The following is a 15,680-nucleotide window of genomic DNA, read 5'->3' on the forward strand; positions in this document are numbered from 1 at the left end:
CCTATGAGTAACACAAACAGCCTGTGCCACCTTGTCTCATTAGATTTATGCTAGCTGCTCTGAGATAGCTTCCAAAATGGCGTGACTTAACTCAGTTTTCATTGCGCTGCCTAATGACTTGCTACCGCCTTGCCAATATACGGTAATCGCATTTGAGTCACTGTTAAAGCCTTGACCAGCGATAGATACATCATTTGCACAAATCATATCCAGATTCTTACGTTGTAGCTTATCTAAGGCGTATGCCTCGACATCTTGTGTCTCAGCGGCAAAACCTACAGTAAAAGGACGTGATGCTGATAACGAAGCCACTGAGGCAATGATGTCAGGATTCTTCACCATAGAGATATGCATATCATCGTTATCTGCAGTTTTCTTGATTTTTTGAGCGGCAATATCGACAGGGCGATAGTCGGCTACAGCGGCGCAGCCAATGAAAATATCGTGATGGGTGGCATTGGCCATAGCCGCTTGATGCATCTCTTCGGCACTGACAACGTTAATGCGTTTTACTCCATTTGGCGTTTGGAGAGAAACTGGACCTGAAATCAACGTAACCTCAGCTCCGAGCTGCTGTGCCGCTTGAGCCAAAGCGAAGCCCATTTTTCCAGAGCTGTGGTTAGAAATATAACGGACAGGATCGATAGCCTCACGAGTTGGGCCTGCGGTGATCACAACCGACTTGCCCGACAATGGCTTAGGACCAAAGAACTGCTCACATTTCTCGACCAATTGCATTGGCTCAAGCATGCGTCCTGGACCAACGTCACCACAGGCTTGTTCACCAGCAGCGGGTCCCCAGATCATCATTTCTCGACGCGCGAGTGTGGCGATGTTTTCTTGGGTCGCTACGTTAAGGTACATTTGTTGATTCATTGCCGGTGATACGGCAACAGGAGCGTCGGTAGCCAGAACCAGCGTCGACAGTAAGTCATTCCCCATGCCCGCTGATATTCTAGCAATAAGGTCGGCAGTCGCTGGGGCTAGAAGAACAAGGTCAGCCCACTTAGCTAATTCAATATGACCCATGGAAGCTTCGGCAGCGGGGTCGAGTAAACTATCGGAGACTGGTCTGCCGGAGACGGCTTGCATGGTGAGAGGGGTAATGAACTCTTTGGCCGCTTTCGTCATGACGACTTGCACTTCTGCGCCGCGCTCGATGAGTCGACGCGTTAGCTCTGCACATTTGTAGGCTGCGATACCACCGCTAATGCCCAATAGTATTTTCTTTCCAGCTAATGTTTGCATAACCAGCTCCTTAAATTTTTCTGCGGCTAAGATACCAAATGCGTTGATGTCCCGCCACTTTCAAGGGGCTTACCTGCAAAACTGCTGTTCGATAAACCTCGCAGTTACATACTAACGAGTATTCATTCGCAGCTTACTTGTTGCCTCCTGTCTATTTATTGCTAATTAAGTAATAAAGCAGAGACCGAAGTTCTACTTTAACTATCCATCATGGTTCTAAAACATCTCCCTAGTGAATCATTACCTCGAGAGAAGCTGCTACATAGAGGCAGTCATGCTCTGAGTGATGCTGAGCTGCTTGCCATTTTTCTGCGTACTGGAACAAAAGGCATGAATGTAGTGCAACTGGCAGATGCTTTGTTGTCAGATTTTGGTTCCTTAAGAGCTCTGTTTACTGCTAGTCAGGAGGCATTTTGTCAGCGTAAGGGGTTGGGGCTAGCAAAATACGTTCAGTTGCAAGCTGTGTTGGAAATGAGTCAGCGCTATTTATGTGAGACCATACAGCGAGGAGATAGTTTAAATAGTCCAGAGCAGACTAAACACTATTTAATGAGTGTGCTGCGAGATAGGCATAGAGAAGCTTTCTATGTTCTGTTCTTAGACAACCAGAATCGTGTCATTGCCGATGAAATAATGTTTGAAGGTACGATAGATGCTGCGTCTGTTTATCCTAGGGAAGTGGTAAAGCGCGCTCTGCATCATAATGCAGCGGCTTTAATCCTTGCTCATAATCATCCTTCGGGAGTGGCAGAGCCCAGCCAAGCCGATAGGCGTATCACTAGACGGTTATCTGATGCACTCGGTTTAGTCGATATTCGAGTTTTGGACCATTTTGTCGTTGGAGATGGGGAAGTCGTCTCTTTTGCAGAAAGAGGCTGGATTTAACGGCCTAAATAGAAGAAAGTACATTTTATTGTAATAACTGTGATACAGAGCTTTTGTTTTGGTGATTTTCTGCTATGATTCGCGCACTAAATTATCAACCAACATCAGCTCAAAGTGAAAAAGATCAGCAAATCCTTAAAAAAGGATCTGTTCGGGTCTTGAGCAATGCATGTCAAGTTAGTATAATGCGCGACCTTTGATAGCCTTGTATGGGTACTCCATAATGGTTATGGCCTCTTATAATTGAGGTTCGGCCACCAAGGTTGATATCGAGCTGAAACGATTTGGAGAAGACATTCATGTCCCGAGTATGCCAAGTAACTGGTAAGCGTCCTGTAACGGGTAACAACCGTTCACACGCACGAAATGCTACCAAGCGTCGTTTTCTGCCGAACCTACAAACTCATCGTTTCTGGGTAGAAAGCGAAAAACGCTTTGTTAAACTACGTCTGACCGCTAAGGGTATGCGTATTATTGATAAGAAAGGCATCGATGCTGTTCTTGTTGATATCCGTGCTCGTGGCGAGAACGTATAAGAGGAATTAAGCAATGGCTAAAGGCATTCGTGAGAAAATTCGTCTAGTATCATCTGCTGGTACTGGTCACTTCTACACAACTGACAAGAACAAGCGTAACATGCCAGGCAAATTTGAGATCAAAAAGTTTGATCCAGTTGTTCGCCAACACGTTATGTACAAAGAAGCTAAAATCAAGTAATTGATAGGTTTCTTCTTGTTATGTATTGAAAACCCAGCCTAGTGCTGGGTTTTTTATTGCCTGAATTTCAGGCTCGGTTAACGCTCTCGCTAAAAAGGGCTTAAACCGCCCCTTCAAAACCAAACTGTCGCCACGCTTCATAGGCAATAATCGCCACCGCATTGGATAGGTTTAAACTGCGCGCATCTGGCATCATCGGAATGCGAATGCGTTGCTCCATTGGTAGACTTTCAATCACTTCTGCGGGCAGGCCGCGAGTCTCTGGTCCAAATAGCAATACATCACCTTGCTGGTACTTCGCATCCGTGTGATGGCCGGTGGTTTTTGTGGTGCAAGCAAACAAGCGGTAGTTCGGATTGTTCTCTTCAAGGTAAGCGATAAAGGCGGCGTAGTCTTTATGACGTTTGACGCGAGCTAGATCATGATAGTCGAGACCGGCGCGACGCACTTTCTTCTCTTCTAAATCAAAACCAAGCGGCTCGATTAGGTGTAGGTTCGCGCCACAGTTGGCACAAAGTCGGATAATATTTCCGGTGTTTGGAGCAATTTCAGGCTCGTAAAGGGCAATATCAAACATATAGGGTGTCGACTCAAATAAAATAATGAGATGAGTATACCCGAAGTGATGAGAACGTGAGGCGACTAATTACAATAATGACGTCATCCCGAAGCATAACGTCACCTTGATAATCGCGTCATCCCTGCGCAGGCAGGGATCTACCTAAAGCGATCACTCGACCTTAAGAAAATTCCTGCTTGCACATGCATATGTAAATAGGTAATGACGAGAGAACAAAAAAACGATGTTCGTTCCCAGATTACAGCTTATCAGTGACCGCTAATGTCGCTGCCAACATATCACGACCAAACATAATACTTCGTTCTGGTGACCAACCGTAGAAAGGATCTGGATAGTTGTTGTTATCCTTAAATGGCATTTCAATGGTGTAAGACAAGCACTTAAATTGCTCTGCAACCCAATTAGAGCCAACCGTTAGGTTAGCCTTACCCGGTTCGTCCTTATCATAGCCATAGTCGTCTTGGAACTCAGGTGTGATAGTCAGTAGTGCCTGTTTGAACGCTGATTCCAGTGATGCTAAGCGCTCATCATAAGATGGGATCCCTTCAGAGCCAGCAGCAAAGTTGTATGGAATTGCTTCGTCACCGTGAATATCAAGGAACATATCCACACCGGTTTGCAGCATACGTTCACGTACTAGATAGACTTCAGGACTCTGTTCCATAGAAGGCGTTTGCCATTCACGGTTAAGGTTCACGCCCACTGCATTGGTTCTAAGGTGGCCGCGAATGCTGCCATCAGGGTTCATATTTGGTACCACATACACAACGGCTTGCTCAAGTAAGGCTTGAGCGGCGGTGTCGCTGTCATCAACAAGACGCTGAATTAGGCCTTCAATAAACCATTCCGCCATAGACTCACCTGGATGCTGGCGTGCAATGATCCAAATGTTCTTCTTACCTTCTTCGGGCTCACCAAACGTTAGCAACGACATATCGTTACCATCAAGAGTATGGCCTAGAGTTTCAAGGGTACAGTGGTGTTCGTTTTGAGCCATGTGTAATAAGTCGAGATGGCGATCGTAGCTGTAGGGAGCAAAGTAAGCGAAGTACATTGAACTTCTCTCTGGAAGGAAGCTACAGCTCAAGGTGTCACCGTCAAAGTCACAAGGAATACGGAACCACTCCTCACGATCGTAGGACGCGACAATATCGTATCCCTTCCAGCCCTCTGGATAGGCTGACTTAGCTAAGTCTATGATCTTAATAGTGTGTGCTAGCTCAGGTGTTGACTCCAAGCGAAAGTGAAACCACTGATAAAATTCTGACTGATTGTCGTTGACGATTTTAACTTGGATATCATCTTTGTCATCGGCTTTGACTACTTGGATATTGCCACTTTCAAAGTTGCTGAAGATTTTCATCGGCTGAGTTCTCTTTATTCTGTGTTTGAGCAAGACGTCGAGGCTACCACATACCGCGCCTATTTGAGTATAAATACAATGTCAGTTTCGTGCCGACTTTATAGCGGGAGCTCAACATGCATCTTTAAACCTCCTAAATGGCTTCGCGATGCTGTTATCTGACCACTATGCTGCAAGATTGCGCTCTGTGTTATAGCAAGTCCCAAACCCGTGCCTCCGGAATCTCTATCGCGAGCTGTTGATACGCGGTAGAAAGGACGGAAAATATCTTGTAGCTCGTCATCTGGTACGCCTGGACCGTCATCCTCCACAGTAATCAGCAATGTCTCTTTATGAGTAGACAGGGTAATATCAATAGTGGTTGTGCCGTAGCGAATGGCATTTCTTACGATGTTCTCAATAGCACTCATGAGCAGTTTGGGGTTACCAGTGACTGTGACGTCTGGGATAGTGGTAAAGCGTAAGGTCTTGCCTACTTGCTCTGCTTCAAACTCCGCATCGCTGAAGATCTCTTCCCATAAGCTGCTAGCTGGTTGTGATTCGCGTGTTACATGGCTGTCAGTGTTCATGCGTGACAGCTCTAAAAGCTCGCCAATCATCTGTTCTAACCGTTGTGCTTCAGTATCAATACGCAACAGTTCTTGGCTTTCACCTTGCTTACGAGTTGCGAGTGCCGTTGCCATTCTCAAGCGAGTGAGTGGCGAGCGTAGTTCATGAGAAATATCGGACAATAAACGCTGCTGTCCAGAGATCATTTGATTTACGGCCATTACCATTTGGTTAAAGCTGCTGCCTGCTTGCTTGAACTCGGATGTGCCTTTTTCCAACTCAGGATCCTGTTTGAACTCACCGTTTGCCACTCGCTTCGCTGCACGCTCCAATCTTCTTGCGGGTTGGCTTAGTGCCCATGCGAGCCACAAGAGTAGTGGGGTACTGACCGCCATCACGGCAAATAGCAGTTGGAATGGCTTATCAAACATTCGCAGTAAGAACGGTGGCGGCTCAGTCCAACGTAAGCCTATATAAAGATAAAAATCTTGGTTGGCTAACTTAATTGGAACGGGACCTGCGAGCATGTAGCGGCCATACAATTTCTGCATCGGTGTATCGAATGAGTCGACAGAGGTGATAAAATTCTTGAGGATTTTGGTCTTAAAATCTGGGTGTTTTTGCGTACTGAGAATATTACCTTCTTGATCGACGATAAACATACTTGGGCTACGTGGCTTACGGTTACCCATATGTTTAGGTTCAGGTTTATCAAGCTGATAGATAATGCGCCCAAGGTTGGCTTGTCCTTCAAAACGTTTCTCTACTTTATCTCTTAGGGACAATAACTGTTGTAGTGGCTCTCCGGAGATCTCTTTAGTGACGCGCGGATCAAGGTGCGGCAAAGCAAGTACCGCAATGAGGACCAACAACATGGTAAACCAGAATATGGCAAAGATACGGCCATAAAGGCTGGTTATCTTGGGCAGTTTCATCATTACTCCTTAACCAACAAATATCCGCGTCCACGTAGTGTCTTGATACGTGGTTTGCCATCGGCTTTTTCTGGGAGTTTTTTACGTAAATTCGAGACATGCATATCGACGGCGCGATCGAAAGCAGACAACCTTTTCCCTAGCACATCAAGACTGAGAGACTCTTTGGTTAAGGTCTCCCCTGGTTTTTGTACGAAATAGTGTAACAGTGCAAACTCTGTAGTAGTTAAGTCCAGTAACTGCCCTTGGCAGTGAGCTTCTTGTTTGCCTGGGAAAACTTGAATGTCGTCGAACGAAAGGCAATCAGCAGTGGCTGATTCTGGCTTAGATTGAGTGCGGCGAAGAATCGCTTTAATGCGAGCGAGCAGTTCTCGATCACTAAACGGTTTCGGTAAGTAGTCATCGGCGCCAAGCTCTAGACCGATAACACGATCTATTTCCTCACCTTTAGCCGTCAGCATCAAAACAGGGGTTTCCCACTTTTCGCGCAGTTTCTTTAGGGTATCCATACCATTGAGCCGTGGCATCATGACATCCATCAATACCAGATCGATATCCTGATGCATTGCTTCTAATCCGGCGATTCCGTCATTAGCCTCAGAGATCTCAAATCCTTCAAAGCTCAAGATGTCTTTAAGTAAGCTGGTTAGCTCGGTATCGTCATCAATGATAAGTATGTGTGCCATAAACTACCTCTATCTTGTCCTGTGCCTTGTAATAATAAAGCGTTAAATATCAGAAAAAGCGATCTTTACGATTCTTTACGCTCACTGTACGTTACTTTACTCACCAGACCCTATTCTATACTCAAGCGCTGCAGAGGCAGCCATGGTATGAATCACATAAGGGTAAAGATTATGAAATTTTCAAAAAAACTGGTTATCGCTGCAACGGTTCTTCCACTAGCATTAGGTTCAGCAAGCGCATTGGCATACGGTGGTGGCAAAGGTGGTCATCATGGTAAAGGCGGTGAAGGGATGTGCGGTGGCTTCGATGGTAAGCGTATGTTCCGTGAACTTGACTTGACGGATGCTCAGAAAGAGCAAATGAAAGAACTTCGTCAGGCAAACAAAGAAGCCATGAAAGCGAAATTCTCGGGTGACTTTGCTGCTAAGAAAGCAGAAATGCAAGCTCGCCAACAAAAGATGCAAGATCTAGTACTTGCTGACAACTTTGATGCGGATGCAGCGAACGCTCTGGCTTCAGAAATGGTACAGCAACAAACAGAGCGTCGTGTTCAAATGCTTGAGAAGCAACATGAAATGCTTAATATTCTAACGCCAGAGCAAAAAGTGAAGTTCAAAGAGCTTCAGCAAGAGCGAATGGAAAAGTGTTTCTCTAAAATGGAGTCTCGTGCGGAGAAGCGTGCTGCTCAGTAATCATAACGAAATCTTGGCTCGATAATATATAGCCCCTCTGAGCTTCCTAGTCAGAGGGGCTTTTGTTTATACGATGCACTAAAGAATTCTGTCTTCAGAGCCTTGTCCGAATATTTGTCACCATTTGGTGTGACATCCAGCACGCTTTTTCTATTTTTGTCATCATTTATCAGTATACTTATACCGTGTTAGCAACAAGACAGGGAACGAGTGCAAGCATGACAAAGGGCAACTACGCTAAGTTGGTGACTACCGCAGCATGGGCTGCTACCACGATCGCGACTATCCTTCTTATTACTAAAGTGATTACATGGTGGATAACAGGTTCTGTTAGTCTGCTAGCGTCAGTGATCGACTCACTGCTAGATATTGCAGCATCAGTGGTTAACTTGCTGGTGGTGCGTTACTCACTGCAACCTGCTGACAAAGAACATACTTTTGGGCATGGTAAGGCGGAGTCGTTAGCTGCTCTAGCACAAGCTATGTTCATTTCTGGTTCCGCTTGCTTTCTTATCTTAAACGGTGTTGAACGATTCTTTAGACCTCATGAATTGAATTCGCCTGAGCTTGGCATTTATGTCAGCTTTTTTGCGCTAGTGGTCACCTCTGGTCTAGTTGCATTTCAGAACTACGTGGTGCGCGAAACAGGCAGTCAGGCGATAGCGGCGGACTCGTTACACTATCAAACTGACTTGTATATGAACGCAGCTATTATGATCGCGCTCGCCTTGAGTTGGTATGGCATAGGTCAAGCAGACTCAGTATTTGCCATCGGCATTGGTATCTTCATACTGGTAAGCGCCGTTAAGATGGCTTATGAAGCAATACAGTCATTGCTTGATAGGCAGCTTCCCGAAGAGGAACTCGTCAGAATTCGAGAAGTGTGTAACGAGGTTGAAGGTGTCATCGGCGTCCACCAACTACGAACACGAATGTCTGGACCAGTGCGTTTTATTCAACTGCATTTAGAGTTAGATGATAACTTGCGCCTGATTGATGCTCATAAAATTGCCGATTGTGCAGAAGAGCGATTAATGCTGGAGTTTCCTGAAGCGGATGTCATTATCCATCAAGATCCATACTCTGTTGTACTGTCGGAAGAAAAACAGCAAAAAGAGCAGGGCTGGTAACCAATACGTAAACAAAAGTGACTGTGAAAGCATTGAGAATGGCAACTTCAAAATCGATTGTCTATTATCAAGGCTCATGATAAAAAAGTGCGATTCTGATGTGAATCAACACAATAGTTCTTATAAACTGTAATACTCTTACATAAGTAATAAAGTTACGTCGGTGATGTTTTGGGGAACACATCGAAAAATCGTAGCAATAACAACAAATTCCGTGTATCGCTACCAGGCGGTGCACTCAAAATTGAAATTAGATTGCCAAATCGAGGGTGAGCATGATTAAGAAAATCGGTGTTTTGACAAGTGGTGGTGATGCACCAGGTATGAATGCTGCGGTACGTGGCGTGGTTCGTACGGCTTTGTCAGCGGATTTAGAAGTATACGGCGTATACGACGGTTACCTAGGTCTGTACGAAGATCGCATCCAAAAGCTGGATCGTTCAAGCGTTTCTGACGTTATTAACCGTGGTGGCACTTTCTTAGGTTCTGCACGCTTCCCAGAGTTTAAAGAAGTGGAAGTCCGCGAAAAAGCGATTGAAAACCTTAAGAAACACGGTATCGATGCTCTAGTGGTTATCGGTGGTGACGGTTCGTACATGGGTGCGAAGAAGCTGACTGAAATGGGTTACCCATGTATTGGTCTACCAGGCACTATCGATAACGATATCGCAGGTACTGACTACACCATTGGTTACCTAACAGCACTGAACACTGTTATTGATGCGATTGACCGTCTACGTGATACGTCTTCATCTCACCAACGCATCTCAATCGTTGAAATCATGGGTCGCCATTGCGGTGACTTAACGCTTATGTCTGCGATTGCTGGTGGTTGTGAGTACATCATCACACCAGAAACTGGCTTGAACAAAGATCAGCTTATCAACAATATCCAAGACGGTATTGCGAAAGGTAAGAAGCACGCTATTATCGCGTTGACTGAGCTGATGATGGATGCTAACGAGCTGGCTAAAGAAATTGAGACTGCAACTGGTCGTGAAACTCGTGCAACGGTTCTAGGTCACATCCAACGTGGTGGTCGTCCAACTGCGTTTGACCGCGTACTAGCGTCTCGCATGGGTAACTATGCAGTACACCTTCTAATGGAAGGTCATGGTGGTCGTTGTGTGGGTATCCAGAAAGAGCAATTGGTACACCATGACATCATTGATGCGATCGAGAACATGAAGCGTCCAGTTCGCGACGACTTATTCAAGGTTGCAGAAGAGTTGTTCTAACTGACAGCGATTCTAAAGATAAAAACCGCGGCTTAAGTCGCGGTTTTTATTTGCCTCAATAAAATTAAGTCATAAAAAAAACAGGCTCGATTGAGCCTGTTTTTCAGTAATACGATAAGCGATTACTTAGCTTTTGCTGCTGCCGCTGCTTTAGCGATTGCTGCGAAGCTCTTAGCATCTAGAGATGCACCACCAACTAGAGCACCGTCGATGTCTGGTTGTGAGAAGTATGCTTCAGCGTTCTCTGGCTTAACAGAACCACCGTATTGAATGATTACTTGCTCAGCAACTGCAGCGTCTTTTTCTGCGATTAGAGCGCGGATAGAAGCGTGGATGCGTTGCGCATCTTCAGCTGTTGCTGCTTTACCAGTACCGATAGCCCAGATTGGCTCGTATGCGATGATAGCGTCGTTTAGCGCTTCAACACCGTATGCGTCGATTACTGCGTTGATTTGACGTGCGCAAACTGCTTCAGTTTCGCCTGCTTCGTTTTGAGCTTCAGATTCACCGATACAGAAAACTGGCTTCAGGCCATTTTCTTTTAGGAAAGCAAATTTCTTAGCGATGAACTCGTCAGATTCGTTGTGGTATTCACGACGCTCTGAGTGACCAATGATGATGTGAGAAGCACCAAAGTCTTTAAGCATTTCTGGAGACATGTCGCCAGTGAATGCACCGCTGTTGTTTAGGTCTGTGTTTTGCGCACCAAGAATGATCTTGTTGCCGCCTTCAGCGATTACGCGCTCTGCTAGGTCGATGTATAGTGCAGGTGGAGCTACCGCCACGTCTACACCAGTTACGCCTTCAAGTTCAGCGTTTAGGCCAGTTAGCAGCTCAGTTACCATTGCTTTGCTGCCGTTGAGTTTCCAGTTACCCATAACTACAGGTTGACGCATGAGATTTTCTCCAAAATCAGTGTTTGTAAAAAACGAATGTAAAAAATAAACGTGATTACGAAAGAATATAACAGATTAATTCATGTAGATCATGATTGGGGTCATTTCTTTATCGCTTTGACGTTTTATCCTAGTAAACAAGCCCAGAAGCTCACCTCAGTGATCCAGTAAACAGAATAATAGAATACTTCTCGGAATTTTCCTTATAGCTTGTTATACCTTGTCGCTTGATGGTTAAAAATAGGGATGTACCATGCCAAACCTTGTACTAGAGTACTCAAATACAGCGGACGAAAGACTGAATGTTCAGGGGTTGCTGGAAGACTTACACAGAGTCACGCTAAACTGTGGATTATTCGAGAAAGATTCTGTGAAATCACGCTCTTTACGTAGCCACAATTGGTTGATTGGTGAGTATGGAGACAGTGAAGATTTTGTTCATATTAGCTTTGAACTTTTGTCAGGTCGCACTGAGGAACAGAAAAGAGAGCTTTCGAGAAAGTTAATGGAAGTACTTCGAGAGCAGGCGGGACATATCAAGAGCTTGACGGTCAATGTTCGTGATATGGATAAAAGCTGCTTTCAAAAAATTACCAATTAAAAAGAGATTATGTGATGTCGTTTAAATCGTTACTGTTTTCGTTTCAAGGTCGTGTGGGACGCAAAACATTCTGGATGTGGAATGTCTGTTATTACCTTGCCATTATGATTTTTGCTCAAGGTATGAACGTACTGTTCCCAGCATTGGTACATATTTTGTTGCCAATCTTCTTGCTCATTATCTTGATTCCAGATTTAGCGATTACGGCAAAGCGTTGGCATGACCGTAATAAATCGAGTTGGTGGCTATTGCTGAATATCCCATTGGTCTTTGGTCGAATGAGCCTGCCGACATTGGATCCAGCAACCGCAGCTCAGCCGTCCATGGTACAAAGTCTTATCTCCTTTGCTGCGTTGGCTTGTGGTTTGTGGATACTAGTTGAATGTGGCTTTATGAAAGGCACTGAAGGCGAAAACCAGTATGGGCGAGAGCCTCAATAAAATTGACGAACAATCAAAAAGGGAAGCATGGCTTCCCTTTTTTGTTGGTTTAGCGCCATTCTTCAGGCTTAGAGAAAGGCAAAATATCGGCGCTTTTGTTGCTCTCTGACGCTTCTCCATTTAAGGCTTGCGAGAATTTAACAATTTGACGATGCAATTCCTGACGTAATAACACATTGGCGTGAATGGGATTTTTGGCGCGCTGTAAAACCCGTTCAATGTGAGATTGTTGAGCGTGCAGTCGCGGCTGCATCTCATCAGAACAGGTAGAGATAAACTGCTGGGACAAGTCGTGGCGCAGTCGACTCAACTTCTCGGGGCTCTCCTTGGCCATTGCGGCTAGTTCATCGAATGACGGCAGAGTAATAGGCGTTACCATGTGCGTTCCTCACCAAAAGAATCTCCATGCATATAATTAGCGTAGGAGTTAATGAGAAAAGACAAAATAAAACTGTAAATAGTCTCAGGAGTGAGACGAGCCAGCAACGTTACTATGAGCTGTTTATTGAAGTTAGCTTCTGTTGCTAAAGGTATATACGCAGCGACGAGCACCTTGAACAATATGTTCGTCTCGTTGAACCAAAATATCGTTACCAACGAGGGCTTGAAAGACATTCAGCTCAGACTGACAGAGAGTTTCACAGCGTTGTGCGGCTTTACAGATTGGGCAATGATTTTCAATTAAGACAAAGCCATCTTCAACCTGTTGAAATTCAGCCATATACCCATCCTTATCGCGCAGTTCAGTGAGTTTCTCTACTTTACTTTGTAGGTCGGGAAGGCTGTCAAAATGAGGACGATAAGTCGTGAGGGTGTTCGTCTCGCGCTCTTTGGATACTTTATTGAGTCCTTCAGCACCAAACACTTGTTCAATTGCATCAATAAACTGAACCGTTAAATCACTGTGGCGATCTGAAAACTGAGCATGCCCTTTGGCTGTTAGTGACCAATGACGATTCGGCCGACCTACTTTAACTTTAACATCTTCAAAACGTAGAAATCCCTCCTCTTCAAGGCCTTGCAAATGTTGCCTAGCGCCCATCGTGGTGATGTTTAAACGTGAAGCAATCTGTTTAGCGGTGACCGCGCCTTCTCGTTTTATGATGTCAATAATCTGGTCAGTGGCTTTCATTAGTGCGTCCGTTTCTCTTAAATCAGCCTATGGATAACAATAGTTGGGGTATTATGGCGAATAAGGTTAATAAAGCAAATTATTTACTATCTTCATAATAGATGAAAAAAACGCTGGCTACAGCCAGCGCTTTATTTCAATAATGGCGATTATAAAATGATATCGCGAATCTCTGGGTCTTTACGCTCTAAATAGTGCGTTGATTTAATACGGCGAATCGTACGGCAGCGGCCACGAATAAGCAGTGTTTCACTAGTCGCGATATTGCCCTGACGTGTGATGCCTTCAAGCAGGTCACCTTTAGTAATGCCTGTTGCCGAGAACACCACATTGTCACTACGCGCCATGTCTTCCATGCGAAGCACAATGTTCGCTTTGACACCCATTTGTGCGCAGCGCTCCAGTTCAAGTTCACCCGCTTTACGGTTTTCTTCGTTATCGCCTTTCACTTCATGACGTGGAAGTAAGCGACCATGCATGTCACCATCTAGCGCACGAATAACAGCGGCAGACACTACGCCTTCTGGTGCGCCACCAATGCAATACATAACATCTACTTCACTATCCGGCATACAAGTCAGAATAGACGCGGCTACATCACCATCTGGCACAGCAAAAACACGTACGCCCATGGCTTGCATTTCAGCGATAACGTCATCATGACGTGGCTTTGCCAGTGTCGTAACCACAAGCGTATCAAGAGATTTGCCTAAGGCCGCTGCAATGTTGGTTAAGTTTTCAGAAAGTGGTTTGTCTAGGTCGATAACCCCTTTAGCGCCCGGGCCCACTACCAACTTTTCCATGTACATATCAGGTGCTTTCAAGAAGCTGCCTTTTTCACCAGCGGCTAGAACAGCAAGTGCATTCGACTGGCCCATTGCTGTCATGCGAGTACCTTCAATAGGGTCAACCGCGATATCAACAGTGTCACCACCAATACCAACTTGCTCACCGATATACAGCATAGGTGCATCATCAATCTCACCTTCACCAATAACGATTTCACCTTCGATATCGGTTTTGTTCAGTAGGCTGCGCATGACTTCTACTGCGGCACCATCCGCAGCATTCTTGTCGCCACGTCCAAGCCATTTATAACCTGCTAGGGCGGCACCTTCGGTAACTCGTGAAAAAGCCATTGCTAAATCGCGCTTCATACTGACTCCAATTAAATGAAAAATGACAAAAGGATTTATGGCGCGAATTCTAGCATATCCAAAAGGAAACGTTTGCTTTTTTGTGGTTTTGGTCGCTATCTTGTCGCTAAATTATGATTACTCATTGAGAAAGTGCCGGGAGAAAGGTCAGAGTAAAGTGATAGCAGGGAAGGTTTGACAAGTTTTAGGTAAAGCTTATGTCATTTTGCGATGCTTTTTTGACCGAATGGTGAAAAATCTGCAATATAGGGCGTGTCTATCTTCTCTATGCTGAGTAGAATGGGACAATATAGAGTATGAAGTCTTTTCATGTCACAGAATTAAATTAAGGGTAGGCCGAGATGTCTTTTGAAGTACTGGAACAACTAGAAGCAAAAATTCAAACTGCAGTTGACACAATCGCGCTTCTTCAAATGGAAGTTGAAGAACTGAAAGAAGAAAAAGTGCAACTAGCAAATCAAGCGGAAGAGCTGCGTAATAGCCGTGAAGAATTGGTTCAAAAGACTGAGCAAATGCAACGTGAGCACGGCCAATGGCAAGAGCGTATTCGTAACCTGCTTGGTAAAATGGACGAAGTAGAGTAATTCATTCGTCAAACGTATTCGAAAGCACTCATTTGAGTGCTTTTTTTATATCATTTGGTCTAACCAGTGCGACTCACCGTCTCATGACTTTTCGTACACAACTTGAGCACGTATACTAACCCCAACTAGGGAAAGGAAAAGTTAGAATGAAAACACGTGACAAAATAGTGTATGCCGCCCTCGACTTATTTAATTTAGATGGCGAGCGCAACGTGACGACCAACCATATTGCTGCTCATATCGAGATTAGCCCAGGTAACCTCTATTACCACTTTCGCAATAAACAAGAGATAGTGAGAGAGATCTTTGCGCTGTATTCGCAAGAGCTCATTGAACGTTTTACTCCTATCCAAGGTCAGCAAGAAAGTTTGGCGCTCCTCAAGCACTATCTTGATTCTATCTTTAATCTAATGTGGAAATATCGTTTCTTCTACGCCAACCTGCCAGAGATTCTGCAACGTGATCCTAAGCTGCACGAAGAGTACATTGAGGTTCAGGAACGATTGCAGGGTAACTTAGTTAATATCCTAAGAGCCTTTGTTGAACTTGATTTATTGACGATTAACGAGAAAGAACTTAAGTCATTGGTGACCACTCTGCATATGATGGCGGTCGGTTGGCTGAGCTACCAATCAGCGATGTCGCCGAAAACTCAAATTACTGAAGAGGTGATTCAGCAGGGCATGCTACACATGATCAATGTCGTGAAGCCACTATCAACGGCAAAAGGTCGTGAACAGCTGTCTCTACTAGAAGATGGTGTGAAAATGATGGGGTCGACAGACAGTCGCTCGCTCTAACGGCATGATATATAGCCAATTCATCTTGTTACAAACCCTGCTATCT

The 15,680-nt window shown here is 44.9% G+C and carries 19 protein-coding genes; 10 read left to right on the forward strand and 9 right to left on the reverse strand.

Annotation, left to right across the window (positions count from 1 at the left end):
- Positions 1-45: 45 nt before the first annotated feature.
- On the reverse strand, positions 46-1,248 hold the full coding sequence (coaBC, locus tag MMA19_RS22575; RefSeq protein WP_124940529.1) for a bifunctional phosphopantothenoylcysteine decarboxylase/phosphopantothenate--cysteine ligase CoaBC: 1,203 nt from the start codon (positions 1,246-1,248) through the stop codon (positions 46-48).
- Positions 1,249-1,458: 210 nt separating this feature from the next.
- On the opposite strand from coaBC, the gene radC reads away from it, so the two are divergent.
- From radC to rpmG, 3 genes are all read left to right on the forward strand, one after another.
- A complete protein-coding gene (gene radC / locus MMA19_RS22580; RefSeq protein WP_240207293.1) occupies positions 1,459-2,133 on the forward strand; it encodes a DNA repair protein RadC in 675 nt (224 codons plus the stop codon).
- 299 nt (positions 2,134-2,432) lie between these two features.
- Positions 2,433-2,669 carry a 50S ribosomal protein L28 gene (gene rpmB, locus MMA19_RS22585; protein ID WP_004728407.1) on the forward strand — a complete coding sequence of 79 codons (237 nt, stop codon included), beginning with the start codon at positions 2,433-2,435 and terminating at the stop codon, positions 2,667-2,669.
- A 13-nt stretch (positions 2,670-2,682) separates the two neighbouring features.
- Positions 2,683-2,850 (forward strand): 50S ribosomal protein L33, encoded by a 168-nt coding sequence (gene rpmG, locus MMA19_RS22590; protein ID WP_002535344.1) that lies wholly within the window; start codon positions 2,683-2,685, stop codon positions 2,848-2,850.
- A gap of 100 nt (positions 2,851-2,950) precedes the next feature.
- Here rpmG and trmL read toward each other — a convergent pair whose 3' ends face one another.
- From trmL to MMA19_RS22610, 4 genes are all read right to left on the reverse strand, one after another.
- Positions 2,951-3,427 (reverse strand): tRNA (uridine(34)/cytosine(34)/5-carboxymethylaminomethyluridine(34)-2'-O)-methyltransferase TrmL, encoded by a 477-nt coding sequence (gene trmL / locus MMA19_RS22595; protein ID WP_006075767.1) that lies wholly within the window; start codon positions 3,425-3,427, stop codon positions 2,951-2,953.
- A 241-nt stretch (positions 3,428-3,668) separates the two neighbouring features.
- Positions 3,669-4,793 (reverse strand): M14-type cytosolic carboxypeptidase, encoded by a 1,125-nt coding sequence (locus MMA19_RS22600; RefSeq protein WP_240207294.1) that lies wholly within the window; start codon positions 4,791-4,793, stop codon positions 3,669-3,671.
- A gap of 98 nt (positions 4,794-4,891) precedes the next feature.
- Entirely contained in the window at positions 4,892-6,277 is a 1,386-nt protein-coding gene (gene cpxA / locus MMA19_RS22605; protein ID WP_031493995.1) for an envelope stress sensor histidine kinase CpxA, read from the reverse strand.
- Positions 6,278-6,279: 2 nt separating this feature from the next.
- Entirely contained in the window at positions 6,280-6,963 is a 684-nt protein-coding gene (locus MMA19_RS22610; protein ID WP_124940532.1) for a response regulator, read from the reverse strand.
- Between the two features lie 171 nt (positions 6,964-7,134).
- Here MMA19_RS22610 and MMA19_RS22615 point away from each other — a divergent pair, with 171 nt between their 5' ends.
- The 3 genes from MMA19_RS22615 (at position 7,135) to pfkA (ending at position 10,024) form a co-directional block, all read left to right on the forward strand.
- Complete coding sequence (locus tag MMA19_RS22615) at positions 7,135-7,656, forward strand: CpxP family protein (RefSeq protein WP_107307343.1); 522 nt, start codon at positions 7,135-7,137, stop codon at positions 7,654-7,656.
- 218 nt (positions 7,657-7,874) lie between these two features.
- Positions 7,875-8,786 (forward strand): CDF family cation-efflux transporter FieF, encoded by a 912-nt coding sequence (gene fieF, locus MMA19_RS22620; RefSeq protein ID WP_240207295.1) that lies wholly within the window; start codon positions 7,875-7,877, stop codon positions 8,784-8,786.
- Between the two features lie 275 nt (positions 8,787-9,061).
- Positions 9,062-10,024, forward strand: coding sequence for a 6-phosphofructokinase (pfkA, locus tag MMA19_RS22625; RefSeq protein ID WP_062461752.1), 963 nt, complete (start codon positions 9,062-9,064; stop codon positions 10,022-10,024).
- Positions 10,025-10,146: 122 nt separating this feature from the next.
- On the opposite strand, the gene tpiA is transcribed toward pfkA, so the two are convergent.
- On the reverse strand, positions 10,147-10,920 hold the full coding sequence (gene tpiA / locus MMA19_RS22630; protein WP_006075481.1) for a triose-phosphate isomerase: 774 nt from the start codon (positions 10,918-10,920) through the stop codon (positions 10,147-10,149).
- Between the two features lie 253 nt (positions 10,921-11,173).
- On the opposite strand from tpiA, the gene MMA19_RS22635 reads away from it, so the two are divergent.
- Both MMA19_RS22635 and MMA19_RS22640 read left to right on the forward strand, forming a co-directional pair.
- Positions 11,174-11,521 (forward strand): 5-carboxymethyl-2-hydroxymuconate Delta-isomerase, encoded by a 348-nt coding sequence (locus tag MMA19_RS22635; protein WP_038223817.1) that lies wholly within the window; start codon positions 11,174-11,176, stop codon positions 11,519-11,521.
- 14 nt (positions 11,522-11,535) lie between these two features.
- Positions 11,536-11,961 carry a DUF805 domain-containing protein gene (locus MMA19_RS22640; protein WP_038223344.1) on the forward strand — a complete coding sequence of 142 codons (426 nt, stop codon included), beginning with the start codon at positions 11,536-11,538 and terminating at the stop codon, positions 11,959-11,961.
- 49 nt (positions 11,962-12,010) lie between these two features.
- Here MMA19_RS22640 and MMA19_RS22645 read toward each other — a convergent pair whose 3' ends face one another.
- From MMA19_RS22645 to glpX, 3 genes are all read right to left on the reverse strand, one after another.
- On the reverse strand, positions 12,011-12,340 hold the full coding sequence (locus MMA19_RS22645) for a DUF3135 domain-containing protein (protein WP_006075484.1): 330 nt from the start codon (positions 12,338-12,340) through the stop codon (positions 12,011-12,013).
- A gap of 132 nt (positions 12,341-12,472) precedes the next feature.
- Positions 12,473-13,093, reverse strand: a complete 621-nt coding sequence (locus tag MMA19_RS22650; protein WP_088876582.1) for a metalloregulator ArsR/SmtB family transcription factor — start codon at positions 13,091-13,093, stop codon at positions 12,473-12,475.
- 149 nt (positions 13,094-13,242) lie between these two features.
- Positions 13,243-14,250, reverse strand: a complete 1,008-nt coding sequence (gene glpX / locus MMA19_RS22655) for a class II fructose-bisphosphatase (RefSeq protein WP_240207296.1) — start codon at positions 14,248-14,250, stop codon at positions 13,243-13,245.
- A 341-nt stretch (positions 14,251-14,591) separates the two neighbouring features.
- Between glpX and zapB the strand changes: the two genes are divergently transcribed.
- The gene (zapB, locus tag MMA19_RS22660; protein ID WP_006075487.1) at positions 14,592-14,834 is read left to right on the forward strand and encodes a cell division protein ZapB; all 243 of its coding nucleotides are present in this window, start codon (positions 14,592-14,594) and stop codon (positions 14,832-14,834) included.
- Between the two features lie 146 nt (positions 14,835-14,980).
- On the forward strand, positions 14,981-15,634 hold the full coding sequence (locus tag MMA19_RS22665) for a TetR/AcrR family transcriptional regulator (protein ID WP_006075488.1): 654 nt from the start codon (positions 14,981-14,983) through the stop codon (positions 15,632-15,634).
- The last annotated feature ends 46 nt before the right edge of the window (positions 15,635-15,680 follow it).

The sequence above is a fragment of the Vibrio sp. CyArs1 genome, assembly GCF_022432925.1.
In the GTDB taxonomy this organism is placed as follows: domain Bacteria; phylum Pseudomonadota; class Gammaproteobacteria; order Enterobacterales; family Vibrionaceae; genus Vibrio; species Vibrio mediterranei.

What these genes read in the sequence shown, in the direction of transcription:
- radC (WP_240207293.1), top strand. Translation starts at nt 1,459, where the DNA reads ATGGTTCTAAAACATCTCCCTAGTGAATCATTACCTCGAGAGAAGCTG.
- cpxA (WP_031493995.1), bottom strand. Translation starts at nt 6,277, where the DNA reads ATGAAACTGCCCAAGATAACCAGCCTTTATGGCCGTATCTTTGCCATA.
- pfkA (WP_062461752.1), top strand. Translation starts at nt 9,062, where the DNA reads ATGATTAAGAAAATCGGTGTTTTGACAAGTGGTGGTGATGCACCAGGT.
- trmL (WP_006075767.1), bottom strand. Translation starts at nt 3,427, where the DNA reads ATGTTTGATATTGCCCTTTACGAGCCTGAAATTGCTCCAAACACCGGA.
- rpmG (WP_002535344.1), top strand. Translation starts at nt 2,683, where the DNA reads ATGGCTAAAGGCATTCGTGAGAAAATTCGTCTAGTATCATCTGCTGGT.
- tpiA (WP_006075481.1), bottom strand. Translation starts at nt 10,920, where the DNA reads ATGCGTCAACCTGTAGTTATGGGTAACTGGAAACTCAACGGCAGCAAA.
- MMA19_RS22645 (WP_006075484.1), bottom strand. Translation starts at nt 12,340, where the DNA reads ATGGTAACGCCTATTACTCTGCCGTCATTCGATGAACTAGCCGCAATG.
- MMA19_RS22635 (WP_038223817.1), top strand. Translation starts at nt 11,174, where the DNA reads ATGCCAAACCTTGTACTAGAGTACTCAAATACAGCGGACGAAAGACTG.
- glpX (WP_240207296.1), bottom strand. Translation starts at nt 14,250, where the DNA reads ATGAAGCGCGATTTAGCAATGGCTTTTTCACGAGTTACCGAAGGTGCC.
- rpmB (WP_004728407.1), top strand. Translation starts at nt 2,433, where the DNA reads ATGTCCCGAGTATGCCAAGTAACTGGTAAGCGTCCTGTAACGGGTAAC.
- MMA19_RS22640 (WP_038223344.1), top strand. Translation starts at nt 11,536, where the DNA reads ATGTCGTTTAAATCGTTACTGTTTTCGTTTCAAGGTCGTGTGGGACGC.
- fieF (WP_240207295.1), top strand. Translation starts at nt 7,875, where the DNA reads ATGACAAAGGGCAACTACGCTAAGTTGGTGACTACCGCAGCATGGGCT.
- MMA19_RS22615 (WP_107307343.1), top strand. Translation starts at nt 7,135, where the DNA reads ATGAAATTTTCAAAAAAACTGGTTATCGCTGCAACGGTTCTTCCACTA.
- MMA19_RS22650 (WP_088876582.1), bottom strand. Translation starts at nt 13,093, where the DNA reads ATGAAAGCCACTGACCAGATTATTGACATCATAAAACGAGAAGGCGCG.
- MMA19_RS22665 (WP_006075488.1), top strand. Translation starts at nt 14,981, where the DNA reads ATGAAAACACGTGACAAAATAGTGTATGCCGCCCTCGACTTATTTAAT.
- zapB (WP_006075487.1), top strand. Translation starts at nt 14,592, where the DNA reads ATGTCTTTTGAAGTACTGGAACAACTAGAAGCAAAAATTCAAACTGCA.
- MMA19_RS22610 (WP_124940532.1), bottom strand. Translation starts at nt 6,963, where the DNA reads ATGGCACACATACTTATCATTGATGACGATACCGAGCTAACCAGCTTA.
- coaBC (WP_124940529.1), bottom strand. Translation starts at nt 1,248, where the DNA reads ATGCAAACATTAGCTGGAAAGAAAATACTATTGGGCATTAGCGGTGGT.
- MMA19_RS22600 (WP_240207294.1), bottom strand. Translation starts at nt 4,793, where the DNA reads ATGAAAATCTTCAGCAACTTTGAAAGTGGCAATATCCAAGTAGTCAAA.